This is a genomic window from Magnetovibrio blakemorei (assembly GCF_001746755.1).
Taxonomy (GTDB): Bacteria; Pseudomonadota; Alphaproteobacteria; order Rhodospirillales; family Magnetovibrionaceae; genus Magnetovibrio; species Magnetovibrio blakemorei.
In genome coordinates this window covers 56,138-79,558 of the sequence record NZ_MCGG01000067.1, presented here as the reverse complement: position 1 = coordinate 79,558, position 23,421 = coordinate 56,138, and the positions used below count along the sequence as shown (strand labels likewise).

Genomic DNA, 23,421 nt, shown 5'->3' with positions numbered 1-23,421 from the left:
TCCGACACCGTCGCCCAGGCCGCGCAAATGACTGGTGTCGATCCCGAGCGGATTTATGCCGATAGGGGCTATCGCGGCCATAATTACGAGGGCGAGGCCTCGGTCATGCTGTCCGGACACAAGCGCGGATTGAGCCCCCAAATGAAGCGTGAGTTGAAACGAAGATCGGCCATCGAGGCGACCATCGGGCATATGAAAACCGATGGCAGGCTTGATCGAAACTTCCTAAAAGGCCAAACTGGCGACGCCATCAACGCTCTGCTGGTTGCCGCAGGCCACAACATGCGCCTGATCCTCAACGCCCTGGCATTTTGGCTTGCCTGGATCATGAGCGTGACAGAAAAGACAGTCAAAATAGTAAAAACGGATACTTCCCGACTTATGATCCGATACCAAACATCAATGGCTTAGGCATTGTTCAGGGCGAACTATTTAAACGCCCAATATGAAATTGACGCATATGTGACAAAATGCCGATTTATTGAAGCCAACGGCTTGCTCCTTTTCAATGCGGGTGCTATCAGGACAACTCTTGAGGATGGGTGGCCGAGTGGTTGAAGGCACTGGTCTTGAAAACCAGCGAGGGTTAACGCCCTCCGTGGGTTCGAATCCCACCCCATCCGCCAGAATTCAAGAGCCAGCCCCCTATAAAGTCAGTCCTTTTGGGGCTGGCTTTTCTGTTTGTGTCTGTTTCTTTATGCTTTAGGCTCTGGTTGAGACGAGACGAGACGTGATGAGGTGAGGCAAAGGGGCACACATGAAATTCATATTCATTCTTTTCGTTTCGATGATTGTGCTGGGGTTTCAAGCGGATGCCCTTGCCCAGATATCGCCCTCAAAACCTTTGCCGCCCAATGCGGCAGCCGCAAAACCGCTCTATAAGCCTGAGACCGCATTTTCCACCACCGCCAGTGCATGGGCCCTCAAAGAAGGGACGAGCACCATTGCGGGGCAGGGGTTTCTCAAAGCGCAAGGGGGATTTATTCAAACGGCTGCCGGTGAAACCGTGACGCTGGTCCCCAAAAGTCCCTATACCGATGAAATTGTCTCCATTACCCGTAAAGACGGCTTTTTTGAGGAATACAGCGGTGTTCAAAAGGATCCTGAGTACGAGCCGTTTCGGCGCGTTATAACCGCCGATAAAAACGGCGCCTTTCGTTTTGAAGGGCTTCCTGCCGGAGAATGGTATATCGCCACCCGTGTCATTTGGTTTACCCGCGACCAACTTGGAAACGTCGCTTTAAACGGTGGACTTCTGTGGGGGGTGATCACGACGGTCGAGGGACAAGCCCTCGAAAACATAAAGCTCAACAGCACCGACGAGCTGCTCCGATATGGGCCCCAATAATCAGGTTAGAATATGAGGCAATAAAAAAGGGCGTTTCAGCGCAACCAGCTGAATGCCGATTTTACCGTTTGGGTGAACAATTTGGTGATGCGAAAGACGTCCTCAGTTGATTTTCGGAGGTTCTCTGCAAAATCTTTATCAACAGGAGCGTTTTTGATCTGTTGAGACAATTCCTGGCCACGGTTTAAGTTTACGATTTTTTCCCCACCCGCAGACAAAGACACCGTGTCATGAATGGCGTCATGCTGTGTCGCCTCAGGTGTTGATTTGACAGACGAATCCGACCGCGCAGAAGACTTAACCCCATAGCCATAACCGCTGGAGGCCTTCTCAAATGCGTCTCTAACACCGCTAAACTGTGTATCAACTATGGTCATAGACAAACTATAGCATACATTTGACAAAAAACCCGGATGCTTTTATCGCACCCAGGCTTTCGTAATGTATTTTAACGCCGACACACCTTATTTGAGATCTTTATAGATGGCTTTAAAAGCATCACGGTCAGCTTCGGATTCGAAATAAACCGCTACGGATTTTTGCTGCAGTGCTGTGGAAATCGCTTCAATTTCCACATCCCATTCACCTTTGCAATTGCTTTCCAACCAATCTTCAATGGTGCTTATAGAGGTCGACGTTTTAAATTTTAGTCCTGTGTGTAGGGCCATTGAATTTTCCCCTTCGAATGGAGATTAACGCGTTTACATTAAGCCGTTTTCCCACCCGATCAAGTGGGAAAATACAGAAAAACAGTGATTTGTCAGCCATCAAAACGGCTCAATTTAAAACCCCGTTGGTGGTTACGGGAACGACTTGGGCGCTCACGTCAAGAGGAATGCCGTCGCGGTCTAACAGAGCATAACCTTCAATCTCCCCTTGCAATATTTTTTCCCGCATATCCGTCAAAAAGGTTTGTGCTTGGGTCGGTGTGGGCAAACTGGCGTCTGAATTGCGCGCAATTCCGACCACAACCACATTCCAGGTCGGGTTTTGGGCATCCGCAGTCGCGCGCAAGGCGTCAAAGTTCATGCCATGGACGGCAGGTTGATGGGCATCGAACAGGATCTGAATCATGGTAGCCCCATCCTCCGTTTCGGCTTCTCCATCCGCGCTTTCCACGGCTTCCGCCCGCACGAAAACGTACAGCATGCGGTCTTTGGATCCCGACGTTACGCTTTGCTGAGCTAAATCTTCAAAATTATCGGCGTTTAAGGCAGTCATGGTGTGCACTCGAATGGTTGAGGGGGTAAGGATTTTTTTATATCCGACGCATTTAAGACGTGTCGACATTAATGTCCAGTGAACGCTTACAATTTGTTAAGAGCCGTTGACGTAACGTGTTGAGATTCAAAGTGGTTGCAAAAAATGCAATTGCAAAAACAATCCCGCCTTTCAGAAGAGAGGCCGCTCTTGGGACAGGATGTCACCATGTTTTGTACATATCTACGCAGGGGGGCTCGTGCCTGCGGATGGGCCTTGATTACGGCGCTGTGCGCCCAATATTCGATTGCTTCCGTCTTGGCTGCACCAGAAATGCTGGCTCAAGTCCAAATCATGACGCCTCCACTTGAAAAACTCAGATTGCATGTGTCGAGCGCATGCGGCGAAACGGGGGCTGTGTTTAATGTCACTAATCGCGGCGCACATTGGCCGCGCACGGGCATTTTGAAGCTCTACTATGCCGATGATCATACTTTGATCGGTCAACGTCGATTGCGTTTGGCGGACCAGCAAAAGATATCGTTTCTCGTCAAAAAGACGATTGCGGCTGGTCGTCCGGTGGCCGTATGGATCGAACCGCAATGGTACGAACGCGATTTCACATTCGATGCCGCTTTGACCTGTCACTAAACGTGTGGCCCATCACGGAATAAGCTCACCAAGATTTTCTAAACATCATTTTGTTTTTTCACTTATGGAAGTCTTCGGGAAAAAACGTTTAAAGTGAACTTCATGACTGGATCTGATTACACCGCAGCTGCCACCTTGCACACCGACGCCGCCGGCGAAGACGATGCAAAGGTCGATGATATCTTGAGTCCCGAAGGGGCCTTGGTTTCAGGCTATGGTGAAGCAGCGGTGCTGCTCAATTTAAAAACCGCTTCCCTGACCACCAACAGCCATGCCGAGCGCATCGAAGCGTTGTTCGAAGGCGACATCAACGATCAACTTGCAAGTCTGACCCAAAAGGCCGTCGATAACGGTTGCGTGGTGAGCGCCAATCTCACGTTGCCGACACCCGCAGGGCAGGTGGTTTTTCAAGTCAATCTCATCCCCAATGTCTTGGGGCATCAAGTGCTGTTCTTGTTTCATGACCAAACCTTGGACAGCAACTTACGTGATGCGCTGATTGAATCGCGTCAGCGGTTTAAGGATTTGGTGGAAATTTCCAGCGATTTTTCGTGGGAAGTCGGTGAAGACGGATGCTTTGTGTTTGTCTCACGCGCAGGCGCTCTGGGCTACGCTTCAGATGAACTGATTGGCCGCAGACCAGAAGAAATCATCATCAGCCCAGACGAATACGACCCCATACCGTTTTTATCCGATGACCGCATCGAAGATGTTGAGGTGTGGATGCACCGCGCGGATGGCGGCATGGCCTGTGTGGTCGTGTCCGCGATCCCCTTCAACGAAGAAGACGGCACCCGCGTGGGTGTGCGTGGTGTGTGCCGCGATGTGACGTCGGAGCGTGAACGCACCACGGCCTTGGCCCATGCCCACCAACGCGAACAGGTTTTGGGCTACATCGTCAACACCATTCGCGATGAAATCAACCCCACTGATATGCTGGCCGCCGCCGCCGCCGCCACGGCGCGGGCCATGGGGGCAAGCGGCTGCCGGGTTCTGCGCACCACGTTGGATGAAGGTGAAGATGCGCGCTTGCAGTTTGAAATAGCCGCCGAATTTGGCAGTGGTGGGCCGGGACAATTTGGCGACGACTTCTTGAAATTCTCGCATGACCATCCGTGGCTTCGCGAAGAAGAAATCGAAGGCTGGCGGGTCATTGGAGCACCGTGCCTTCACGGCGGAGAAATCAATGGCGTCATCTGCCTGTGGAAGCGGGCCGATTGGACGGACGATGACCGATTGTTGGTGAACGACATTTCCAACCAGTTGGGCATCGCCATCGAACAAATCGAAAATCATGAAAGTATCTTGCGTCTTTCGCGTACGGACGCCATGACCGGATTGCTCAACCGCCGGGCCTTTTATGACGAAGAATTGCCGCGCCGCTTTCATCGTATGGAACACGATCTCTCCACGGGGGCCTTGTTTTACATTGATATGGACAACTTCAAGATGGTCAACGATGTGCACGGCCACTTAAAAGGGGATGAGGCCATCATCACGCTGTGCAATTTGCTGCATGATTTTGTCCGCCCCGGTGACGTCATTTCACGTTTGGGAGGCGATGAGTTTGCCTTGTGGCTTGATGGTGTGGATGAACAAACCGCCGTGGTCAGATCACAGCACTTGTTGAAAATGTCTCAAAAACTGCAGGATTTATCCGGACATCCTGACTGCCCCTTGGGGATTTCCATCGGCATCGCCGTCTATCGCCCCGAGGCCAAGGAACCCCTGGAAAGTTTGCTGGCGCGCGCCGACGCCGCCATGTACGAGGTGAAACAAAATTCCAAGGGCGATTTCTGCCTTGCCGCCCCTTACGTTGCAAAGCCAAATCGGGAGCTCTAAAGATGTTTAAAGGGTTCATGAATAAGTTTCGCGGCAAACCCATCGCTTATGATGAGGCCCGCCGCCTGGCCAACGACAAGGACGTTAAGGTCCGTCTTAAGCTTGCCAAGCGCGAGGATTTGGTCCCGGAAATCCTGTATTTTCTCGCCGAAGATACATCCCCTGAAGTCCGCCGCGCGATTGCCAAGAACATCTCGACGCCGCGTCAGGCCGATCTGTTGTTGTCGCGTGACGATGACGATGGTGTACGCTTTAATTTGGCGGAAAAAATCGGCCAACTGATACCAGGGCTCAACGAAGCCGAATTGGACAAGGTTCACGAGCTGACCCACCATGTGTTGGATCTTTTGGCCAAGGATCAAGCCACCCGGGTGCGGCGCATTTTGTCGGAAACCCTCAAAGACATCGCCAATGCACCGCCTGAAGTGATCCGCAGGCTGGCCCGCGATGTTGAATTGGTGGTGTGCGCGCCGGTGCTGGAACATTCGCCGGTTTTATCCGACGAAGACCTGCTGGAAATCATCACCTCGACCCCGGTTTTGGGTGCACTCAGCATCATTTCAAAACGCAAAAACATCAGCGAAGACATCAGCGACGCGATCTATTTTTCCGAAGATATCGATGCCATCGGTGTCATGTTGGGCAACAAATCCGCACAAATTCGCGAAGACACTTTGGACCGTATCGTCGAAAGTGCCCGCGATATCGAACCGTGGCATAAGCCCTTGGTCGGAAGACCTAAATTATCGCGCAAAGCGGTGTTGCGGTTGGCTGAGTTTGTCGCCGACTCATTGCTCGACACCTTGGCGTTGCGCGCCGATTTGGGCGACAACGCCGCCGAAGCGGTGCGCGAAGAATTTGAACGCCGCATGGAAGCCGCCGAGGGCACCCGCACCCGCGAAGAAGGTGGCCCCCCAGAGGAACGCGCGAAAAAGCTCTTTAAACAAGGCCAGTTGGATGACAAAGTCATTCGCGAAGCCTGTCACAGCGGCGATGGCGTGTTTGTGAAAACCGCCATGGCGCTGAGATCCGGTATCAGCTTGAGCACCATCACCAAAATATTTGAACTCTCCAGCGTCAAAGGGGTTGTGGCTTTGTGTTGGAAAGCGGAATTGTCCATGCAAACAGCCGTTTTGGTGCAAAAACGCATCGCCAAAATCCCTCCGCGCGAAGTGCAGGGCAGCTCAGATGGGGAATACCCCTTCACCAAAGACGAAATGGAGTGGCAGTTGGAGTTTTTTCAGGACTCAGCTTGATCTGAGCTTTCTGACGCGGAATTTTCAACGTCTCTTTGAGCGTTCAGGGCCGCCCATTTTTCATCTGAACGCTTGCCGATCTTTTCCACCAATATGCCAAGACCGTACACGATCCCCCCGGGAACAAAAGCGACAATTGAAAGCATCGTTCCGGTTGGATCGGAGGCCACCTGTTCGGCTAACTTATCCCATCCATAGACCATGCCCATGGACAAGTGACTAAAGATCACCAAGGTCCCGCCAATGCCCAACAGTAACAACCCGAGAAATCTAACAACCTGTCCCATGCAACTGTGCTTTCAATAAAACGGAAGGGGAAGGCGGGATGGGGGCTGGTGAAAAATCAGATATTTGCCAAAATCGAGTCAAGGTCTTGGCCCGATGCGGCGACCCTACCTTTATAATCCATATCGCGGACCAAAATGTGGCTTTGTAACCAACTCAGCAAAAAATCGCGGATTTCATCTTCTAAGTCGGGCGAAGGATTGCGCATATAGCGGGTGCGCGCATCCATCAACTGCTCTTTCAACTCGCCATGGGTTTTGACGTGATCTTCAAACCCGGCGTAGCCACAGGCTTTCATAATGGCTTCTTCACGGGCGAAATGAAAATTGGTGTAATCCAACAGAACCATAAAGATACCATCGGTGACAAACACACCTTCGTCATTTTCCAGCGCTTCAATAAAATCATTGAGCGCTTGGATGAGAATTTTGTGGTCATCGTCGAGCGCAGAGCATCCGACACTCATGTCATCAGACCAGACAACCTTGCCGTCAATGGTGCCCGCAATTGTACTCGTCATAACCCACCTCTCGGGAAAAACGCTGAATGAATGTGGGCCGAAATCAAACGGAATGAACCAGAATCGATCAATAAATTTTGATGCCCTGCATGAATACAGCCATGATCCTTTGGCACATTCAACTTCTTTCATAAAATTGTCACCGTTCGCAGCTTTTGGCTTTACCTCAGTTTGGTGTTAAGACTGCTTCTATAGGCCGCAGAGCCTCATGACATGGAGACGCCTGGGCCATGCCCAAGACATTGATTATCGACGACGATCCTGAGTTTGAGAGCCACATTCGAGAGTATTTTGGCGGTGAGTCCGGTAACGCCGAGCATGCCTTCGTCTTTGCCAATGACAGCGCACATGCCTTGAGCCTTATGGCGGAACTCGACGATATCGACATTGCCGTGGTGTCGATCGACAGCAAAGACATCGGCGGACTTTCCATTTTCCAAAAAATGAAGGGCAAGCGCTTGCGTGTGCCGCGTATCGCGGTGACCAGTTCCCGCGACTTGCCCTCCATTCGCACCGCCATGAACCAAGGGGCCGTCGACTTTCTCACCAAGCCGGTGTCCATGGACGACTTGTTGGCGACTTTGGGCAAAGTTTTTGCAGATTGCGAAATTCGCCGCAAAGCTTGGCGCACCGAAGCGCAATTGTCCGCCATTCGCCGTGAAATGGATTTGGCAGGCAGCATCCAAAAACGCATTTTGCCCGATCAGTTCCCCAATTCCCAAGACCTGGAAGTCTTTGCCCAGACCACCCCGGCGCAGGAAATGGGCGGTGATTTTTACGACTTTTTTGATTTAGACGACGGCACCATCGCCATTGTTGTCGCCGACGTTTCAGGCAAGGGCGTTCCGGCGGCGTTTTATATGGCGGTTGTGCGGACTCTCTTTCGCGCCACCGCACCCGCCTTAAAAGGCCCGGCGGCGTGCCTGTCCGAAGTCAACCGGTTGCTGATTGGGCACAATATCCCCGGCATGTTCGTCACCGCGTTTTACGGAATTTTAAACCCGGAAACCTGGGAATTCAGCTTTGCCAATGGCGGTCACTTGCCACCCTATCTGGTGCGCGGCAACGGTGAAATCGTCGCTGTTGAAGACGGCGGCGGGGTGGTGTTGGGGTTTGAACACGGCGTCCCTTACCAGCAAGACAGCCTGAGCATCGAAAAGGGCGACGCGCTGTTTATTTACACCGACGGATTGACCGAAGCCTTCGATCTGGAGCGCAATCCATTCAGTGAAGAGCGTTTGATGGACTGCCTGTTGGAAAACCGGTCGCTGTCCGCCCATGCCCTGACCAACAACGTCTTTGCCTTTGTCAGCGGCCACACCGACGGCGCACCGCAATCGGACGACATCACCAGCTTCGTCATCAAACGATTTTAAGGTTGAGAAAACCTCATTGAAATGATTGGGAATACCGCCCACGTGTAACAAATCAACATTGTTTCGCACAGGAGGTCCCATGTTCAAAGCGCGCACCATCTTGTTTTTCAGTGTCCTTGTGGCAACGCTCACTCCGCACGAGAGCAAGGCCGCCACCGATTGGGTGTGTTCACAACTCCATGAAGCGGCCTTTTTGGACGAACCCGACGAAGTTCGAGAAGCTTTGGCGCACGGCATCGATATCAACTGCAAAGATGTATTGGGACAAACCGCCTTGGTGACAGCGGTGAACGGCGCGTCCATCGACTCCTTTGAAGTGCTGATCAAAGCGGGCGCGCGTGTAAATGTCCAAACAGAGTTTGGCCAGTCTTTGTTGCAGCACACCCAAAAGAAATTCCGTGCCGTTGACCAACACCGCGGGTTGGAGCAGTATCGCGACTTGTTTCAAACCATGATCGCGCGGCTGCAACTGGCCGGCGCCAACCCCTGAGGACCCCTTGGACATATCAACAGCCTCTTTAGACTCCGCCACGCTGATATTTTTATTGAAAAAGCTGTTGGTATTTGCCCTCAATCCCACCTCTTTGTTTATTGCCGGGCTGATCCTCAGCTTCATTTTGCTGCTGAACTCGAACTGGGTCGCCAAGGGTCGTAAATTACTCGGGTTGGTGCTGCTGTGTTATATCGGCATTGGCATGTTTCCGGTCGGGATATGGGCTCTTAACAAGCTGGAAGAGCGTTTCCCGATACAGACCGATCCGACCCATCTGAACGACGGCAGCCCCATCGCCGGTATTTTGGTGCTGGGTGGTTCGGTGAATACGATCATGACCCGTGAACGCAATCAGGTGCAAGTCGGCGGCAACATCGAGCGGCTGACCGAATTCATGCGCTTGGCACGCCTTCACCCCGAAGCCCAATTGGCTTATGTGGGCGGGCAGGGGCTTGTGTTTGACGTCAAACCAACGGAAGCCGAAGTATCAAAGCGGTTTTTGCAAGAGTTAGGGATGAATACCGAAGCGATGTGGTTTGAAGACGTTTCGCGCAACACCGAAGAAGGCGCACAGATCAGCTATGAACGTCTCCAACCGGGTGTCAAACCATGGGTTTTGATCACCTCGGCGCAGCATATGCCGCGCGCGGTCGGTCTCTTTCGCAAGGCGGGCTGGAACATATTGGCCTATCCCGTGGATTACAGAACGTTGCCTGGTGAGCAATCCGGACGCCCCATGTCGTGGCGCCCCAGCTGGCCGGGAAATCTTCATGCGGCCAATGATGCCCTTTATGAGTGGAGCGCATTGACCTTCGCGTGGCTGCGACAAAAAACCGACACGCTGTTTCCTGCGCCTCTTCAAAACCATACATTAGGTCCGGCAACAAATCCGGCGGCAGGCTCTTTTCCTCCCGCCAATCCAGTGGCACAAGTGACGCAGTAGAATTTTTTCCAAAGGGATGCACATGTCGAGGCTGATTTTTGCTTTTTTCGCCGCTGTCTTCATTTTAGCTGCGGTACCCGTTTATGCTGAAGACCAGCCCGCCGCAGAGCAGTCCTTTGCGGATTGGCTGGTGGAACTGCGCGCCGAAGCCCGGACCAAGGGCATCTCTGATAAGACCTTGGACGCCGCTTTAACCGGACTTGAACCGATTCCCCGGGTTGTCGAATTGGACCGTCGTCAGCCGGAGTTCACCTGGACGTTTCGCAAGTACATGGACAATCTGGTCAATGACAAGCGCATTGAAACCGGCAAGCTCAAACTGGCCGAAAACGCCAAGATGTTGACGGAAATCAGTGAAAAATATGGTGTTCAACCGCGCTTCTTGATCGCCTTTTGGGGCTTGGAAACGGATTTTGGACGCTTGGCGGAAGGCTATTTCCCGACCATCGCCGCTTTGGCCACGCTGGCCCACGATGGGCGGCGCAGCAAATTCTTTCGCCAGCAATTGTTCACCGCCCTCAAAATCATCGACCAAGGCCACATTTCGGCGGAACGCATGAAAGGCTCTTGGGCCGGTGCCATGGGGCATTTTCAGTTTATCCCCACCACCTTTGATGCCTACGCCACGGACTATGACGGCGACGGCAAAATCGATATCTGGGGCAATCAAGGCGATGCTTATGCATCCGCCGCCAATTTTCTCAGCAAAGCCGGGTGGAAGGGTGATGAAATCTGGGGCCGGGAAGTGAAATTGCCCAAGGGCTTTGATTTTAACCTGGCGGTTTTAAAGGTGCGCAAAACCTTGCCGCAGTGGCAGGCCTTGGGCGTGCGCCGTGTCGACGGTTCAGGCTTGCCGATTCCATCCACGGGGGCAGAGATGACCGCCAGCATCGTGGCCCCGGCAGGAGCGAAAGGGCCGGCATTTTTGGTTTACGGGAACTTCCGCACCATCATGGTGTGGAACCAGTCCATAAACTACGCTTTGGCCATTGGTCAGCTGGCGGATCGTCTGGTGGGTCTTCCGGCCTTTTCGACCCTTGGCCCCAATAGCGAACGCGGCATCAGTCACGCCGAAGGCATTGAGCTGCAAGAACGTCTGACCGCACTGGGCTTCGATACGGGGGGAACTGATGGTGTGATCGGCCCCAACAGCCGCGAAGCCGTGCGTAAGTTTCAAGATGCCAAAGGCTTAGAGCCGGATGGTTATCCATCGCTTGAACTTCTGGAAAGTGTGAGAAGCGGGCTGTAAGGGCCCAAAATCGCGCGGGTCCGTTTACTCTTTTGTAATCACTGACATGCCAAAGTAATCCAACACGTTGCCGGATCATTTAAGCCCGACTTGAAAGTCTTTGCATGTCCTCACATCACATTCTTCGAAAAATTGGCCTCCTGGTGACGACCGCAGTGCTGTTAACGGCATGCGCGGAAACCCGATTTGTCATGCACACCGCAAAGCGATTGGGGGAAACCAATAAGTCTCAAGGCGATTATAAGGTCGGCAAGCCTTACAAAGTGAAAGGGGTTGAATACACCCCCGAAGAAGATATGGCCTATGACGAGACCGGGATTGCCTCTTGGTACGGCCCCAACTTTCACGGAAAATATACCGCAAACGGCGAAATTTATGACCAATGGGACGTTTCGGCGGCACACAAAACCCTACCGATGCCGTCCATTGTTCGCGTTACCAATCTAGAGAACGGTCGGTCTTTGGTCATCCGCATCAATGACCGTGGTCCCTATGTGGCAGGACGCATCATCGATCTATCGCGCCGCGCGGCGCAATTGTTGGGGGTCGAACAGACCGGAACCGCAAAAGTACGCGTGCAAATCATGCCCAACGAAAGCCGTGTTGCGGCCGAACGCGCCAAGGCCGGCGGCACTCAATTGGCCGCGAAGGACACACCCATCTCCGTTAAAGGGGTGAATTCAGAGCCCGTTGCCAGCCAAACGCTTTCTGATCCTTTGGAAGATCAACGCAACGCAAAAGCGCCAGGGCAACTGTATGTCGCGCCCCAATCGGCACCGGTCGTACAAGCGCAACTGGTCACGCATACGCAAATACTGGATGCCCCCGTCACCCAATCTGCCAGCAAAATTGCCCCGGTCGGGCAAATCAGTCGGGTGGCCGTATCGCCAACCCAGCTTTATGTTCAAGCCGGGGCATTTTCGGATGTCGGCAATGCGGAACGCGTGAAAAATCATTTGACCACCATTGGCAATGTCAGTGTGACGCCCATTTCCGTCAATGGTCGCGATTTGTTTCGCGTGCGTGTCGGCCCCTTGAGCAGCGTCGCCGACGCCGATGCTTTATTGATGGAAGTGGTTGATGCCGGATACGTCAACGCCCGCACGGTGGTGGAAAAGACGGCGCGCAACTGATTCTTTTGCACACGTTTTTTTTGCTTACGGGCATAATGTTGGCTTATTTCTTGATTATAGAAGCCTAGCCCTAACGTTCCAGGGCGCGTAAAGTTGCCCTGAAGTCATGCCGATTCCCCTTTATCACCAACTGTAAGACGGCCTTAATGCTTATTTCTCGCCATAAACACATCTCCGTTCTCGCTGCTGCCGCTTTCACCTTTGTATGCGCTGCATCATCCGTTCACGCCCTGGAAACCCCAGCAAGCCACGTCTATTTGGTCGATACCGAGACCAATACGGTGTTGCTGGACAAAAATGGCGACGAACTGATGGCACCCGCGTCCATGAGCAAGCTGATGACGCTGTACATGGTCTTTGAACGCCTAAAAGACGGACGGCTGTCGCTTGATGATAAGTTTTATGTGTCCGAAAACGCTTGGCGCAACGGCGGGGAAAGCACAGGCGGCTCAACGATGTTTTTGGAACCCGCCATGCGGGTGCGCGTCGAAGACCTGATCCGCGGCATCATCGTGCAGTCCGGCAACGATGCCTGCATTGTCATCGCCGAAGCCTTGTCGGGCAGCGAAGAGGCCTTTGCCGAAGAAATGAACGCCAAAGCCCGCGAGTTGGGCATGACCAACTCAACGTTCAAAAACTCAACAGGATGGCCCAACCCCGATCATCGGCTCTCCGCCCACGATTTGGCGCATTTGGCGAAGCTGACGGTGGAACACTTCCCGGAGTTTTATCATTATTATTCCGAGCACAGTTTTTTCTTCAACGGCATCAAGCAATCGAACCGTAATCCCTTGATTTACAAAGATATGGGGGCCGATGGCCTGAAAACGGGCCACACTGAAGAAAGCGGTTATGGCTTGACCGCGTCGGCCAAGCGCAAAGACCGCCGTTTGGTGCTGGTGGTCAACGGCTTGGCATCCAAAAAAATGCGCTCAACGGAATCTGAGCGCCTGTTGGAATGGGGGTTTCGTGAATTCGACAACTACGCGCTGTTTAAAGCTGGCGACGTGGTGACCGATGCCAAAGTGTGGTTGGGCGAAAAACCCAGCGTCGCGTTGGTTATTGAAAACGACCTGACGTTGACCCTGCCCAAGCGGGTGCGCCCCGATATGAAAGTCACAGCAACCTTCCAAGAGCCGCTTCCGGCACCGATCCTCAAAGGTCAACGTTTGGGCACGCTGAGCATCACCGCACCGGACGTTGCTCCGGTTGAAATTCCGCTGCTGGCCGCCGAAAGTGTTGAACAGTTGGGTCTGGTTGGTCGATTGGGCGCGGCGTTGGATTACATTTTGTGGGGTGGGTCCTATTAACAATGACCAAACCGGGGCGGTTCATCACGCTTGAGGGGGGGGAGGGGGCTGGAAAGTCGACCCAAATCAACCTTCTCAAAGACGCCTTGCAGCACGCAGGGCTCAACGTTCTCACCACCCGTGAGCCGGGCGGCTCACCTGGTGGGGAAGCCATCCGCACCTTATTGGTCCAAGGCGATACCAACCGCTGGGAACCGCTGACCGAAGCGCTGCTGAACTACGGCGCGCGCCATGAACACATTCAAAAAGTCATTGCTCCCGCATTGGCAGAGGGCACCTGGGTGTTGTGCGACCGTTTCGCCGATTCCACCATGGCCTATCAAGGTTATGGCCACGGCATGGACCGCGAAATCATTCGCCGTCTGCACCGCCTTGTGGTCGGCGATCTGCGTCCCGATCTGACCTTAATCCTGGATATGCCTGTCGAAACAGGCCTTGCCCGTGCGAAATCAAGGGGCGAGGGCGAAGACCGCTATGAACGCATGGGCACGGATTTTCACACCCGTTTGCGCGACGGCTTTTTGGAAATTGCCAAAAAAGACCCGCATCGCTGCGAAGTGATCGACGCCACCGGAGACGTGGGTGCCGTCGCCATGGCCATCCATGACGCGGTCGCCACCAAGTTGGGAGTGGCGTTTTGATGAGCTCCTCTTTCGCTCCTGAAGACGGCTTTGATCCAGACAACTGGCCGCCGCTGCCCATTGCCAACACCCAGCTGCAAGGCCATGAAGAGGTGGAGCAGGTGCTGTTGGACTCTTATAACTCCGGCCGCATGCACCACGCGTGGCTGTTCACCGGGCCCAAAGGCATCGGCAAAGCCACCTTGGCGCACCGCTTTGCCCGCTTTGTGCTGGCCAACGGCAAAAAAGAGGGGGGGAATCAAGACGGGCCGGGCCTGTTTGGCGACGCCTTGCCCAAAGCCGACCCAATCAGTTTAGAAGTCTCGTCTTCAAGCCCCGTATATCAGCGCATCGTCGCGGGCGGTCATGCCGATATGTTGGTGATTGAACGCCGCCTGAATGAAAAAACCGGCAAACTCAAATCGGTCATCGATGTGGACAGCGTACGCGAAGTGGGTGGGTTTATGCGCCTGACCCCGGCGGAAGGCGGGTTTCGCGTGGTGATCATCGACAGCGCCGACGAAATGAACGTCAACGCCGCCAACGCGGTGCTCAAAGTGCTCGAAGAACCGCCCAAAAATGCCCTGCTGATGCTGATCAGCCACAATCCGGGGCGTCTGCTGCCGACCATCCGGTCGCGCTGCCGGACCCTGAAATTGCGCCCGTTAAGTTCTGATCGCATCACCCAGTTGGTACAGACCTATGCGCCCGAAGTCTCCGGGCCGGATGCACAGCGCTTGGCGGCGCTGAGCGACGGCTCCATTGGCCGCGCTTTGGGCTTGGTGGAAGAGGGCGGTTTGGAGCTTTACGCTGAGCTGCTCAGCCTGCTTCACACCCTGCCGCGCCTGAACGTCAAGGATTTGCACCGTCTGGCCGACAAGGTCGCCCGCCCGGGTGCCGACGAAGCGTTTCTCACCGTCACCGGGTTGTTGCGCTGGTGGTTGGAGCGGATGATCTTGACCGCTGCGGGGAAATTACCGGCGACGTCCTCCATGGCCGATGACGAAGCCTTGTTCATGGCTGGACTTGCGTCTCAGGCAAGCCTTGATCGTTGGTTCTTAGTGTGGGAAAAGATCAATCACTTGGTGGCGCGCACCACCGGTTTGAACCTGGACAAAAAACAAGTGGTTCTGGACGCCTTTCTGGACCTTGAAAACACCGTTCGAACCGCGCGTTGAAATGATTAAGGCATTGAAGAGAAAGAGCTAAGCGATGGCCGGGGCTAAACGCTATTACGTGACGACGCCAATCTACTATGTAAACGATGTGCCGCACATCGGCCATGCGTACACCACGCTGGCGTGCGACGTGCTGGCGCGTTTCATGCGTTTGGACGGCTACGACGTCAAATTCCTCACCGGAACCGACGAGCACGGGCAGAAGGTTGAAAAATCCGCCAACGACAAAGGCGTCGATCCGCAAACCTTCACCGATCAAGTGTCGCAGCGGTTTCGCGATCTTTTGGGCACGATGAATTTCACCAACGACGATTTCATCCGCACCACCGAAGAACGCCATCGCCTGTCGGTTCAGGAATTGTGGAAGCGTCTGAAAGAGCGGGGCGAAATCTATTTGGACAAATATGCGGGCTGGTATTCGGTCCGCGATGAAGCCTTTTATGCCGAAAGCGAACTCACCAAAGGCAAAGACGGCGTCTTTACCGCGCCCACCGGCGCTCCTGTTGAATGGGTCGAAGAAGCCAGTTACTTCTTCAAGCTATCAGCGTGGGGCGATCGACTGCTCAAGTTCTATGACGAAAACCCCGATTTCATCTTGCCCAAAACCCGACGCAACGAAGTCACCAAATTTGTTGAAGGCGGGCTGTTGGACCTGTCGGTGTCGCGCACCACGTTCAAATGGGGCATTCCGGTTCCCGGCGACGAAGACCACATCATGTACGTGTGGCTGGATGCGTTGACCAACTACATCACCGCCGTCGGCTTTCCCGATGAAAACCATGGCGAATTCCAAACCTATTGGCCCGCCGACCTGCACATGGTGGGCAAGGATATTTTGCGCTTTCACGCGGTCTATTGGCCAGCATTTTTGATGGCCGCCGGGATCGAGCCGCCCAAGCGCGTGTTTGCCCATGGCTGGTGGACCAACGAAGGTCAGAAAATCTCCAAATCCACCGGAAACGTCATTGATCCCATCGAATTGGTGGACCGTTACGGCCTGGACCCGGTGCGCTATTTCTTGATGCGCGAAGTGCCCTTTGGCAATGATGGCGACTTTTCTCACGCGGCCATGGTGTCGCGCATGAACGGTGAACTGGCCAACGATTTGGGCAATCTGGCCCAGCGGGTGCTGTCGATGGTCAACAAAAACTGTGGCGGCGCGGTGCCTCAACATGGCGAATTCACCGAAGACGACTTACAAATGCTGGGCGCCGCGCGCACGACATTGGACCAAGCCCGCGAACGCATGGACGTGCAGGCCTTTAACGGCGCGCTGGAAGACATCTGGGTGGTGGTTCGTGCATGCAACGGCTATGTGGACCGCCAAGCACCTTGGAAGCTCAAAAAAGAAGATCCTCCACGCATGGAAACGGTGCTCTATGTGCTGGCCGAATGCATTCGCCATTTGGGTTTGATTTTGCAGCCGTTTATGCCCCAATCCATGGCCAAGATGCTCGACCTGTTGGCGATTTCGCCGGAGCACCGCAGTTTTGACTTCATGGGCGAAGGCCATGCCTTGGTGCCGGGCACCCAGTTGCCGCCCCCCGCAGGCGTGTTCCCGCGTTTTGTTGATCCGGAAGAGGAGGGGAAGTAACCCCAATCGCCCATGCTTGTCGACAGCCACTGTCACCTCGACTACCCCGAATTCGCCGATTTGGCGGACGTGGTGCGCCGTGCGGAGGCGGCAGGGGTCGGCGCCATGTTGACCATCGGCACGGAACTCAGCCGTTTTCCCGCTGTTTTGGCGGTGGCTGAGGCGCAACCCAACATTTACTGCACCGTTGGCGTTCATCCCCATGAAGCGGGCAAGGGCGAGATGGTCCAGCTGGATGAGCTGTTGCGCTTGGCCGATCACCCCAAAGTCGTCGGCTTTGGCGAAACCGGGCTGGATTACTTTTACGAACGCAGCCCCCGCGCCCAGCAACAAAAAAGCTTTCGCATCCACATCGAAGCGGCGCGGCGTCTGCAATTGCCGCTCATCGTACACACTCGCGACGCCGATGACGACACCATGGCTATCTTAAAAGATGAAATGAAGCAGGGAGCTTTTCCCGGGCTTATTCATTGCTTTAGCGCCTCTGCTGAATTCGCCACAGAGGCAGTTGAGCTGGGCTTTTATATTTCCATTTCGGGCATCGTCACGTTTAACAAGGCGCAAAACGTGCGTGACGCCATCAAAGATGTGCCGCTGGAACGCTTTTTGGTCGAAACCGACGCCCCCTATCTGGCTCCAATACCGTTTCGCGGCAAACCCAACGAGCCCGCCTACACCCGCTACACGGCGGCGAAACTGGCGGAAATCAAGGGTGTCTCAGAAGATGAGATTGAAACCGTAACCACCGATAACTTCTATCGTTTGTTCACCAAAGCCCCTCGACCTGCGGAGGGATTCTGAGCCCATGCGCATCACGGTTCTCGGCAGCGGTTCCAGCACCGGCACCCCCAGCGTCGAAGCCGGATGGGGCAAATGTGACCCGAAAAACCCAAAAAATCGCCGCACCCGGCCGTCTATTTTGGTTGAGGACCAAATTGAGGGGGTATCAAAATCCGTCCTTGTCGACACCTCACCGGATTTGCGCGAACAACTTTTACGCCATGAAATCAAGCACCTCGACGGTGTTGTTTACACACATGCGCATGCCGATCACCTGCATGGCATTGATGATTTACGCGGCATCAACCGTCTTATGAACGCGCCGATTGAGGCGTTTGCCGACGCCGGAACCATAGCCTCGATCCAACGCCGCTTTGGCTACGTGCTGGAACCGTTGTCTCCAGAAGCCACGATGTTTTACAAAACCACGCTCAACATGCATGCCTTTCACCACGGCGAAGCGTTTAACGCAGGCGGCTTGGAGGTGACGGCGATTGAACAAGACCATGCCTATATGACTACGTTTGGGCTACGCTTTGGCGACTTTGCCTACACAACGGACCTGATTTCCATGCACGAAGACGGTTTTGAGCTGCTCAAGGGCATCAAAGTATGGATGCTGGGCACCTTTGCCGCCACACTGCATCCCACCCACTTGGACGTCGAGACGGCACTCGCGTGGTGCGAAAGGGTAAAGCCGGAACGCGCGTACTTCACCCACTTAGGCTTCGGCCTCGATTTCGAAACCCTGCAAGCCAAACTGCCCAAAAACATCTTCGTCGCCTACGACGGCCTGACCATAGAGGTCTGAGCTGCGGGGCAGGCTGACGCTAAGAAGCCAAGCCTCAAAGCCGCAATCCAAGCACGCTCCCAAAACGCCAACACACCATATACGTACGACTTCATGTATATTTAAACATAATCCACATAACATATTGATATAAAATATATAACGTAATTTTCCATAATATACACTGTTTCCCGTGCCCATGTTAGGCTGTGCCCGATTTGTTCTAGGGCAATCGGGGCGGCGTGCGCGGTGCTCGGATTGGTCAAAATATACAGGCCAAAGATGGCGGCGGCGACGGCACCTATCTTTTTAGCCATGCGAATATATGCATTTTGCGCTTCGCCACGGGTGCGCCAAATATTCAGGTGCATTAGTGCGGCGTCGGCGTCGGTTTCTAAGATGTGAGCAAGTTTTACCATATTTTCGTCTGTTGGAAAGCGCACGCCGTTCATCCACATAGACAAACTTTGAGGGGTTATGCCCAGCGCAACGGCTACGTCAGAGCGGCTTTTATAGTCGCCGGGCCACGTCACTAGGCACGCCTCTATGTAGTCGCCAATAGAAGGAAAGTCTTTGATTTTCCCAGCTATTTCGACGGTAAGGCCATGCTCAAAAGACGATATGTAGCGGGTGGTGTTTTGGCGGGTGCGGGCCATGTGCTGTTCTCCTTTTTTGCAGTTCAAATCTAATCTTTAAGTTAACGGTTGACAATCGCTAGATGTATGCTTCATCTTTCAGCTAACAACTGAATGGTGTGCCACCCCCAAGGGAAGGGGTTAACGAAAGGTTAACGGCACAAGATGAGGTGTAAAAAGTTTTAGCCCCGCGCTGTGTTTCTGGCTGTTTCACAACGGGGTGTTTTGGAAACGGGTTGCCATGGCTTCCCTTTCTAAAATGGGGAGAGGCCTGAAAAACCTCTCCCCCCTCTTTCAAACCCGTTTTTAAAACGGCAAAAAACAGCCCCTGCGCGGAGCGCGTAGGAAACGAAAACAGCTAACAGAATTGGAAAAACAGCTATGGCTATTGAATGTGGATATGTGTTGCGCCGTGATGTTGAAGGCAAGCCCACCGTGTACGCGGGGGAAATCGACTTCGGAAACATTATTGGCGATTTCTATTTGATCCCGGTTGCTGAAAAGCGCGATCCGGTCAAGTCGCCCGATTACGAAATGAAGATGAAAAGCCGTTCCGGTCAATATGGCGTGGTTGGTCAATGTTGGGTCAAAAAGCTCAAGGCGGGCGGCTCGTTTTTCTCCATCACCGTCGACCATCCTCACATGACCGACAAGCCGATTTATTTGGCGGCGTTTCCCGATGATGAGCAACCCAAAGACACGCCCAAGGGCAAACCCGCGAATTTCACGTTGCGCTGGTCACGTCCGAAGGCCGGGAACGGCGGGCAAGACTTCGGCGGTGCGCCGTCGCCTTCGTCCGTTGATAACGATAGCATCCCCTACTAAGGCGCGTTGAATGTCTTTTGTTCGCACTCCTCAAACTTCCGTCCGTTCTCGCAAGGGAACGGGCGGCTTTTTGTTGGATGCGGACACGGGAAAAATGCGCGATCCGATAACCGTCAAACAATGGATGGTTCTTTGGACGTATCAGGGGCAGGACTTCGCTCTCAAGGGTACGTTTGATTTTATTGCCGATTTGGCGACGGTTTTTCGTGAGCGTGAGCATGAATATTTCTGGCTCAAGGTTCGGGAATTTCCGCAATCGGCTTACTGGAAAAATCCGCCTTTGGGTGTGTTTTGCAAAGTCGAGCTTTTGCCCTGCACAAAGCATTTCCCGGCAACGCTTTACATGCGGGCGTCGAATACGGCGCGGGCGTTTGACAGCAAGAATTTTTGGCGTTTCTGGGATGATTTTTATGACCAGGATGGCATGGGCGGATTGCCTGACAATTTTGAAATGAGGAGGCTTAGGTCATGACTAGGCAAGAGGAAAAATACAACACGGCAAAGCACTATGCCAAATGCATCGCGTTGCTGGTTTCTGAAATCGGTGCGGAGCGGGCGGAACAGTGCAAGAGCGCTGAGGCCAATGACGTACATCGCTCCGTATCGGAAGCCATGGCGCGGCTTGATGAGGCGATGATGTGGGCGGGGCGGATCGTCAAGTGATGGTGCGCCATATCACCCCGTTATTGGATCGTGATTTTGACGTGGTTTCAGGCGGTGGCAATTCGCCTCTGCGCTGTGGGCGGTGTCGGTTCCGCGTTGGCGGATGGTGTGAGCGTCACGATTTTGCGGCGGATGATGGCGGCTATTGTGTTGAGTTTGACAAGTTGGAGTTGGTGGCATGAGCGGAATTAAAGTTGCGGCGATTATCACGTTAAAAAGGGTGGAAAAGGGGCATTGGTATTTCGCCTTTGAAGTTGCCGGAAACATCATGTTTTCGGGTTCCTCAACGTCAAAAAAGAAGGCGTTGGCCGCGTTGCTTCGTATGGGCCGCCCTGATTATTTGCCAGCTTCGGGCACGGTGTTTTTGAGTGCGGAAGTGATGGCAAGTTACATGGAATGCTTGGCTTGGGAGTTTGACCAATGAGCAATGACAGAGATCATGATCTTGAGTTGAGCGTTAAGGTTTCGGTTCGCAATGGCATAACTTCGGGTGAGCTTTTACTGAGCAGAACGGCGTGTCCTAAGCCTGTTTGCAAAAAGATTTCATACAACGGTGAAACGGCGCTGGTTAAGCGTTCAATTGGTGCGCTTGTTGAAGAGTTGGCGAAGCAATTGAAAGATGATCGTTTTTATTGACGGAACTAAGCGGGGGTCTATGTAGCACCCCCCTCTAGGATTACAGACTAATGGAACAATCGGAATATCGAGTCCTGAGAAAAGGGATTGATAGCCTAGACGTGGCGTTTATGGGGTGTTTGCCTTCAAGTGTTCGCGCTCTCATGCGCGATGCGAAGGCAAAAGCCACGTCGGAAGGAAAGCCTGAATATGTGGTTATTGAAGGCGTGCACGGTCATATTGGTAAAACGGGCGCTTCTGGTGGGTATGCTTTTTGCTTTGATACAGGTCCGGACGGTGAAATCTGGACTATTAAGGATAATCCGGACCCTAGGGAGTGGAATATTCGTGTTTCCGTCGCAAACGCTCAATTAGCCGTCAACGGATATCACGAAACCAAGGCGGCGCTGTATGGGCGGCTAGAGGCCTTTGGGGCCAAGGTGATAGACGAAAGTATATCGCGGGTGGATTTTGCCGTTGATTTCGTTGCTGAGGGCTTCACGTTGGACGTGGGGCTCGTCTCTTGCCATTCACACAGTCAAATGCTGGTACGCGGTGATGATCAAGAGGGCATCCCCTTGGGCGGCTCTGAATTCGTCGTTTCATACGCAAACAGAATGAGCAATAGCGTCACCATCGGCAAGATGCCGGGGCGGCAAACCATCATCTATGACAAGCGGCGGGAAGTGGCGCGCAAGGTATCTTCGCATTGGTATGCGCTTTGGGGCTTTGAAAAGGACGATTGCCCACCCATTTGGCGTGTCGAAATGCGCGCCGGGAAGATCCATTTGAAAGAATGGAAAATCACCACGTTTGAAGATTTGGAAGTGAAATTCGCGGCGCTGTTCGGTTCCGCGTGTCAAGCCGTGCGGATGATGAAGCGCCAACCTGAACCGGGCGAAAATGTAACACGCGTTCCAGATCATGCGCTTTGGGCCATTTTGCGTGAAGAGGTCAACACGGCTCTTGTTCCGTATATGGCGAAGGCGGATAGAAAGCGTGTTGTCGAGGGGCGGCGTGAAGATATTCAAGATATGTACCGCAACGGCGTGATGGGATGGTGCGTGAGCTATGCCGTCGCCATGGGCAACACTCCTGAGGAGGCGGCGCACGAATTCGCGCAAGTTATCGCGGATGAATTTAGCGCCTTTGCAAGCCGTGATCCGGTCCAGTTCAAGCGCAAATATTTTGCGGCGGATAAGCGGCTATTTTTCATAGACGAACAGAGAGAGGGAGTACCGTTTTAATGGCGACGGGACCATACGGCACGGTCCCTTGTCCGGAATGTTACATGCACGGCAAGACGGTGCGTGTTGAAGTTTTTCGGCAAGGTGAAACAAAAGGACACGGGCGGTTCTATGTAAATCACAAAGAAAAAACGTGTCTGCAACATCATCGGTTCAATCCGGACGTATCGCACGAAAGCGATTTGCCGATGTTCGAGCCTATACGCAATGAGACGGTGCCAGTTCCGGAAATTCCGGAACAAAAAGCGCCTCAAGTTCCGTATACGGAAACCAAGGCGGAAACGCGTAACGCAAACGAAGGGGCAAGCGATGTTCGGAATGAACAAAAAGGCGGAAGTGGAAACGGATGGTCCCTTAGCTGGTGAAGCTGAGGACGTGCCGCAAAGTCCGTTATTTGGGGCACGGGTGGTTGATGGTGAAGTCGTTTTTGAGGGTGGCGAGGCGGCGAATGAAAACGACGAGCCTCAGGGCCGAATTACAACGGATGATGTCAAGCGCTTCTATACGGAAGATAAGTTTCATAACCATGTCGTCAAAACGTGCGCGTGGATCGGGCGCAAGCGGGGCTATAAGTCTCTTCAAATTGACGCGGGCGATGAAGAATTCAGGGCTTCCGTGGAAGTGGTCTATCGGCGTCTCGCTGATAGTGCGATTGCTCCTCTTTTGGAACGTCTGGGGTCTCAGGCTCTTGAGGATGCGATTATTTTGTTCATCGGTTTTGGTCCGGTGGTCAAGGGCGTACTTAACGAGAAAATGGAAAAGCGAAAAGCGCGGGTTTCTGCGACTGTTGCGGAAACCTCAAGCGAAGGGGATGAGCATGTCGGGAACTAGAAGCGGGTTGCGTATGGCCGTATATGGAAAATCCCAA

31 protein-coding genes and 1 tRNA gene are annotated in these 23,421 nt (G+C 53.5%); 26 read left to right on the top strand and 6 right to left on the bottom strand.

From position 1 onward, the window contains the following. From BEN30_RS15315 to BEN30_RS15305, 3 genes are all read left to right on the top strand, one after another. The coding region (locus BEN30_RS15315; RefSeq protein WP_170827049.1) for a transposase at positions 1-411 on the top strand (411 nt) is incomplete at its 5' end. 125 nt (positions 412-536) lie between these two features. Next, positions 537-626: transfer RNA gene (locus BEN30_RS15310), tRNA-Ser, on the top strand. Between the two features lie 131 nt (positions 627-757). After that, on the top strand, positions 758-1,348 hold the full coding sequence (locus BEN30_RS15305; RefSeq protein ID WP_139135070.1) for a hypothetical protein: 591 nt from the start codon (positions 758-760) through the stop codon (positions 1,346-1,348). A 35-nt stretch (positions 1,349-1,383) separates the two neighbouring features. Here the strand turns inward: BEN30_RS15305 and BEN30_RS15300 are convergent, their stop codons facing one another. The 3 genes from BEN30_RS15300 to BEN30_RS15290 all read right to left on the bottom strand — a co-directional run bounded on the left by BEN30_RS15300 (position 1,384) and on the right by BEN30_RS15290 (position 2,569). After that, positions 1,384-1,725: a hypothetical protein gene (locus tag BEN30_RS15300; protein WP_069959183.1), complete on the bottom strand. Its 342-nt coding sequence runs from the start codon at positions 1,723-1,725 to the stop codon at positions 1,384-1,386. 87 nt (positions 1,726-1,812) lie between these two features. Next, complete coding sequence (locus BEN30_RS15295; protein ID WP_069959182.1) at positions 1,813-2,016, bottom strand: hypothetical protein; 204 nt, start codon at positions 2,014-2,016, stop codon at positions 1,813-1,815. A 109-nt stretch (positions 2,017-2,125) separates the two neighbouring features. Beyond that, complete coding sequence (locus BEN30_RS15290) at positions 2,126-2,569, bottom strand: hypothetical protein (protein WP_069959181.1); 444 nt, start codon at positions 2,567-2,569, stop codon at positions 2,126-2,128. Positions 2,570-2,824: 255 nt separating this feature from the next. On the opposite strand from BEN30_RS15290, the gene BEN30_RS15285 reads away from it, so the two are divergent. From BEN30_RS15285 to BEN30_RS15275, 3 genes are all read left to right on the top strand, one after another. Next, positions 2,825-3,199, top strand: a complete 375-nt coding sequence (locus tag BEN30_RS15285) for a hypothetical protein (RefSeq protein ID WP_170827088.1) — start codon at positions 2,825-2,827, stop codon at positions 3,197-3,199. A gap of 102 nt (positions 3,200-3,301) precedes the next feature. Beyond that, positions 3,302-5,041, top strand: a complete 1,740-nt coding sequence (locus BEN30_RS15280; protein WP_139135068.1) for a sensor domain-containing diguanylate cyclase — start codon at positions 3,302-3,304, stop codon at positions 5,039-5,041. 17 nt (positions 5,042-5,058) lie between these two features. Next, complete coding sequence (locus tag BEN30_RS15275) at positions 5,059-6,297, top strand: DUF2336 domain-containing protein (RefSeq protein WP_245649068.1); 1,239 nt, start codon at positions 5,059-5,061, stop codon at positions 6,295-6,297. On the opposite strand, the gene BEN30_RS15270 is transcribed toward BEN30_RS15275, so the two are convergent. Further along, entirely contained in the window at positions 6,282-6,584 is a 303-nt protein-coding gene (locus tag BEN30_RS15270) for a hypothetical protein (protein WP_069959178.1), read from the bottom strand. The genes BEN30_RS15275 and BEN30_RS15270 overlap by 16 nt on opposite strands. A 56-nt stretch (positions 6,585-6,640) precedes the next feature. Next, complete coding sequence (locus BEN30_RS15265; RefSeq protein WP_069959177.1) at positions 6,641-7,102, bottom strand: bacteriohemerythrin; 462 nt, start codon at positions 7,100-7,102, stop codon at positions 6,641-6,643. A 230-nt stretch (positions 7,103-7,332) separates the two neighbouring features. Between BEN30_RS15265 and BEN30_RS15260 the strand changes: the two genes are divergently transcribed. The 11 genes from BEN30_RS15260 (at position 7,333) to BEN30_RS15210 (ending at position 18,589) form a co-directional block, all read left to right on the top strand. Then, complete coding sequence (locus BEN30_RS15260) at positions 7,333-8,478, top strand: PP2C family protein-serine/threonine phosphatase (protein WP_069959176.1); 1,146 nt, start codon at positions 7,333-7,335, stop codon at positions 8,476-8,478. Between the two features lie 79 nt (positions 8,479-8,557). Further along, a complete protein-coding gene (locus tag BEN30_RS15255; protein ID WP_069959175.1) occupies positions 8,558-8,968 on the top strand; it encodes an ankyrin repeat domain-containing protein in 411 nt (136 codons plus the stop codon). Positions 8,969-8,975: 7 nt separating this feature from the next. Continuing rightward, positions 8,976-9,914: a YdcF family protein gene (locus BEN30_RS15250; protein ID WP_170827087.1), complete on the top strand. Its 939-nt coding sequence runs from the start codon at positions 8,976-8,978 to the stop codon at positions 9,912-9,914. Between the two features lie 22 nt (positions 9,915-9,936). Continuing rightward, positions 9,937-11,163 (top strand): lytic murein transglycosylase, encoded by a 1,227-nt coding sequence (locus tag BEN30_RS15245; RefSeq protein ID WP_245649067.1) that lies wholly within the window; start codon positions 9,937-9,939, stop codon positions 11,161-11,163. Positions 11,164-11,354: 191 nt separating this feature from the next. Beyond that, positions 11,355-12,296, top strand: coding sequence for a septal ring lytic transglycosylase RlpA family protein (locus tag BEN30_RS19150; RefSeq protein ID WP_281201848.1), 942 nt, complete (start codon positions 11,355-11,357; stop codon positions 12,294-12,296). A gap of 146 nt (positions 12,297-12,442) precedes the next feature. Continuing rightward, positions 12,443-13,606 carry a D-alanyl-D-alanine carboxypeptidase family protein gene (locus BEN30_RS15235; RefSeq protein WP_069959172.1) on the top strand — a complete coding sequence of 388 codons (1,164 nt, stop codon included), beginning with the start codon at positions 12,443-12,445 and terminating at the stop codon, positions 13,604-13,606. Between the two features lie 2 nt (positions 13,607-13,608). Then, positions 13,609-14,247 carry a dTMP kinase gene (gene tmk / locus BEN30_RS15230; RefSeq protein ID WP_069959171.1) on the top strand — a complete coding sequence of 213 codons (639 nt, stop codon included), beginning with the start codon at positions 13,609-13,611 and terminating at the stop codon, positions 14,245-14,247. Continuing rightward, a complete protein-coding gene (locus tag BEN30_RS15225) occupies positions 14,247-15,404 on the top strand; it encodes a DNA polymerase III subunit delta' (protein ID WP_069959170.1) in 1,158 nt (385 codons plus the stop codon). The genes tmk and BEN30_RS15225 overlap by 1 nt, the downstream gene beginning before the upstream one ends. Positions 15,405-15,438: 34 nt before the next feature. Beyond that, the gene (metG, locus tag BEN30_RS15220; protein WP_069959169.1) at positions 15,439-16,998 is read left to right on the top strand and encodes a methionine--tRNA ligase; all 1,560 of its coding nucleotides are present in this window, start codon (positions 15,439-15,441) and stop codon (positions 16,996-16,998) included. A 12-nt stretch (positions 16,999-17,010) separates the two neighbouring features. Then, the gene (locus tag BEN30_RS15215; RefSeq protein ID WP_069959168.1) at positions 17,011-17,799 is read left to right on the top strand and encodes a TatD family hydrolase; all 789 of its coding nucleotides are present in this window, start codon (positions 17,011-17,013) and stop codon (positions 17,797-17,799) included. A gap of 4 nt (positions 17,800-17,803) precedes the next feature. Next, positions 17,804-18,589: an MBL fold metallo-hydrolase gene (locus BEN30_RS15210; protein WP_069959167.1), complete on the top strand. Its 786-nt coding sequence runs from the start codon at positions 17,804-17,806 to the stop codon at positions 18,587-18,589. Positions 18,590-18,690: 101 nt separating this feature from the next. Here the strand turns inward: BEN30_RS15210 and BEN30_RS15205 are convergent, their stop codons facing one another. Beyond that, positions 18,691-19,224: a helix-turn-helix domain-containing protein gene (locus tag BEN30_RS15205; protein WP_069959166.1), complete on the bottom strand. Its 534-nt coding sequence runs from the start codon at positions 19,222-19,224 to the stop codon at positions 18,691-18,693. Positions 19,225-19,584: 360 nt separating this feature from the next. Between BEN30_RS15205 and BEN30_RS15200 the strand changes: the two genes are divergently transcribed. Genes BEN30_RS15200 through BEN30_RS15165 form a run of 9 tightly spaced genes read left to right on the top strand, consistent with a single transcriptional unit; the run spans position 19,585 to position 23,384 of the window. Further along, complete coding sequence (locus BEN30_RS15200; protein ID WP_069959165.1) at positions 19,585-20,028, top strand: DUF736 family protein; 444 nt, start codon at positions 19,585-19,587, stop codon at positions 20,026-20,028. A 10-nt stretch (positions 20,029-20,038) separates the two neighbouring features. Then, the gene (locus BEN30_RS15195; RefSeq protein ID WP_069959164.1) at positions 20,039-20,500 is read left to right on the top strand and encodes a hypothetical protein; all 462 of its coding nucleotides are present in this window, start codon (positions 20,039-20,041) and stop codon (positions 20,498-20,500) included. Further along, positions 20,497-20,691 (top strand): Acb2/Tad1 domain-containing protein, encoded by a 195-nt coding sequence (locus BEN30_RS15190; protein WP_069959163.1) that lies wholly within the window; start codon positions 20,497-20,499, stop codon positions 20,689-20,691. The genes BEN30_RS15195 and BEN30_RS15190 overlap by 4 nt, the downstream gene beginning before the upstream one ends. Continuing rightward, entirely contained in the window at positions 20,667-20,873 is a 207-nt protein-coding gene (locus BEN30_RS15185) for a hypothetical protein (protein WP_170827086.1), read from the top strand. Before BEN30_RS15190 ends, BEN30_RS15185 begins: the two co-directional genes overlap by 25 nt. Further along, positions 20,870-21,115, top strand: a complete 246-nt coding sequence (locus BEN30_RS15180; RefSeq protein WP_069959161.1) for a hypothetical protein — start codon at positions 20,870-20,872, stop codon at positions 21,113-21,115. The genes BEN30_RS15185 and BEN30_RS15180 overlap by 4 nt, the downstream gene beginning before the upstream one ends. Continuing rightward, a complete protein-coding gene (locus BEN30_RS15175) occupies positions 21,112-21,327 on the top strand; it encodes a hypothetical protein (RefSeq protein ID WP_069959160.1) in 216 nt (71 codons plus the stop codon). The genes BEN30_RS15180 and BEN30_RS15175 overlap by 4 nt, the downstream gene beginning before the upstream one ends. A 50-nt stretch (positions 21,328-21,377) precedes the next feature. Beyond that, complete coding sequence (locus BEN30_RS15170) at positions 21,378-22,553, top strand: replication initiation factor domain-containing protein (protein WP_139135067.1); 1,176 nt, start codon at positions 21,378-21,380, stop codon at positions 22,551-22,553. A gap of 44 nt (positions 22,554-22,597) precedes the next feature. After that, the gene (locus BEN30_RS18730; protein ID WP_170827085.1) at positions 22,598-22,918 is read left to right on the top strand and encodes a hypothetical protein; all 321 of its coding nucleotides are present in this window, start codon (positions 22,598-22,600) and stop codon (positions 22,916-22,918) included. Beyond that, positions 22,863-23,384: a hypothetical protein gene (locus BEN30_RS15165; RefSeq protein WP_139135066.1), complete on the top strand. Its 522-nt coding sequence runs from the start codon at positions 22,863-22,865 to the stop codon at positions 23,382-23,384. Before BEN30_RS18730 ends, BEN30_RS15165 begins: the two co-directional genes overlap by 56 nt. Positions 23,385-23,421: the final 37 nt, after the last annotated feature.

Bases quoted from the DNA above. Each gene is read 5' to 3' on its own strand.
- BEN30_RS15305 (WP_139135070.1), top strand. From the start codon at position 758: ATGAAATTCATATTCATTCTTTTCGTTTCGATGATTGTGCTGGGGTTT.
- BEN30_RS15300 (WP_069959183.1), bottom strand. From the start codon at position 1,725: ATGACCATAGTTGATACACAGTTTAGCGGTGTTAGAGACGCATTTGAG.
- BEN30_RS15295 (WP_069959182.1), bottom strand. From the start codon at position 2,016: ATGGCCCTACACACAGGACTAAAATTTAAAACGTCGACCTCTATAAGC.
- BEN30_RS15290 (WP_069959181.1), bottom strand. From the start codon at position 2,569: ATGACTGCCTTAAACGCCGATAATTTTGAAGATTTAGCTCAGCAAAGC.
- BEN30_RS15280 (WP_139135068.1), top strand. From the start codon at position 3,302: ATGACTGGATCTGATTACACCGCAGCTGCCACCTTGCACACCGACGCC.
- BEN30_RS15275 (WP_245649068.1), top strand. From the start codon at position 5,059: ATGAATAAGTTTCGCGGCAAACCCATCGCTTATGATGAGGCCCGCCGC.
- BEN30_RS15270 (WP_069959178.1), bottom strand. From the start codon at position 6,584: ATGGGACAGGTTGTTAGATTTCTCGGGTTGTTACTGTTGGGCATTGGC.
- BEN30_RS15265 (WP_069959177.1), bottom strand. From the start codon at position 7,102: ATGACGAGTACAATTGCGGGCACCATTGACGGCAAGGTTGTCTGGTCT.
- BEN30_RS15260 (WP_069959176.1), top strand. From the start codon at position 7,333: ATGCCCAAGACATTGATTATCGACGACGATCCTGAGTTTGAGAGCCAC.
- BEN30_RS15255 (WP_069959175.1), top strand. From the start codon at position 8,558: ATGTTCAAAGCGCGCACCATCTTGTTTTTCAGTGTCCTTGTGGCAACG.
- BEN30_RS15245 (WP_245649067.1), top strand. From the start codon at position 9,937: ATGTCGAGGCTGATTTTTGCTTTTTTCGCCGCTGTCTTCATTTTAGCT.
- BEN30_RS19150 (WP_281201848.1), top strand. From the start codon at position 11,355: ATGCACACCGCAAAGCGATTGGGGGAAACCAATAAGTCTCAAGGCGAT.
- BEN30_RS15235 (WP_069959172.1), top strand. From the start codon at position 12,443: ATGCTTATTTCTCGCCATAAACACATCTCCGTTCTCGCTGCTGCCGCT.
- tmk (WP_069959171.1), top strand. From the start codon at position 13,609: ATGACCAAACCGGGGCGGTTCATCACGCTTGAGGGGGGGGAGGGGGCT.
- BEN30_RS15225 (WP_069959170.1), top strand. From the start codon at position 14,247: ATGAGCTCCTCTTTCGCTCCTGAAGACGGCTTTGATCCAGACAACTGG.
- metG (WP_069959169.1), top strand. From the start codon at position 15,439: ATGGCCGGGGCTAAACGCTATTACGTGACGACGCCAATCTACTATGTA.
- BEN30_RS15215 (WP_069959168.1), top strand. From the start codon at position 17,011: ATGCTTGTCGACAGCCACTGTCACCTCGACTACCCCGAATTCGCCGAT.
- BEN30_RS15210 (WP_069959167.1), top strand. From the start codon at position 17,804: ATGCGCATCACGGTTCTCGGCAGCGGTTCCAGCACCGGCACCCCCAGC.
- BEN30_RS15205 (WP_069959166.1), bottom strand. From the start codon at position 19,224: ATGGCCCGCACCCGCCAAAACACCACCCGCTACATATCGTCTTTTGAG.
- BEN30_RS15200 (WP_069959165.1), top strand. From the start codon at position 19,585: ATGGCTATTGAATGTGGATATGTGTTGCGCCGTGATGTTGAAGGCAAG.
- BEN30_RS15195 (WP_069959164.1), top strand. From the start codon at position 20,039: ATGTCTTTTGTTCGCACTCCTCAAACTTCCGTCCGTTCTCGCAAGGGA.
- BEN30_RS15190 (WP_069959163.1), top strand. From the start codon at position 20,497: ATGACTAGGCAAGAGGAAAAATACAACACGGCAAAGCACTATGCCAAA.
- BEN30_RS15180 (WP_069959161.1), top strand. From the start codon at position 20,870: ATGAGCGGAATTAAAGTTGCGGCGATTATCACGTTAAAAAGGGTGGAA.
- BEN30_RS15175 (WP_069959160.1), top strand. From the start codon at position 21,112: ATGAGCAATGACAGAGATCATGATCTTGAGTTGAGCGTTAAGGTTTCG.
- BEN30_RS15170 (WP_139135067.1), top strand. From the start codon at position 21,378: ATGGAACAATCGGAATATCGAGTCCTGAGAAAAGGGATTGATAGCCTA.
- BEN30_RS18730 (WP_170827085.1), top strand. From the start codon at position 22,598: ATGCACGGCAAGACGGTGCGTGTTGAAGTTTTTCGGCAAGGTGAAACA.
- BEN30_RS15165 (WP_139135066.1), top strand. From the start codon at position 22,863: ATGTTCGGAATGAACAAAAAGGCGGAAGTGGAAACGGATGGTCCCTTA.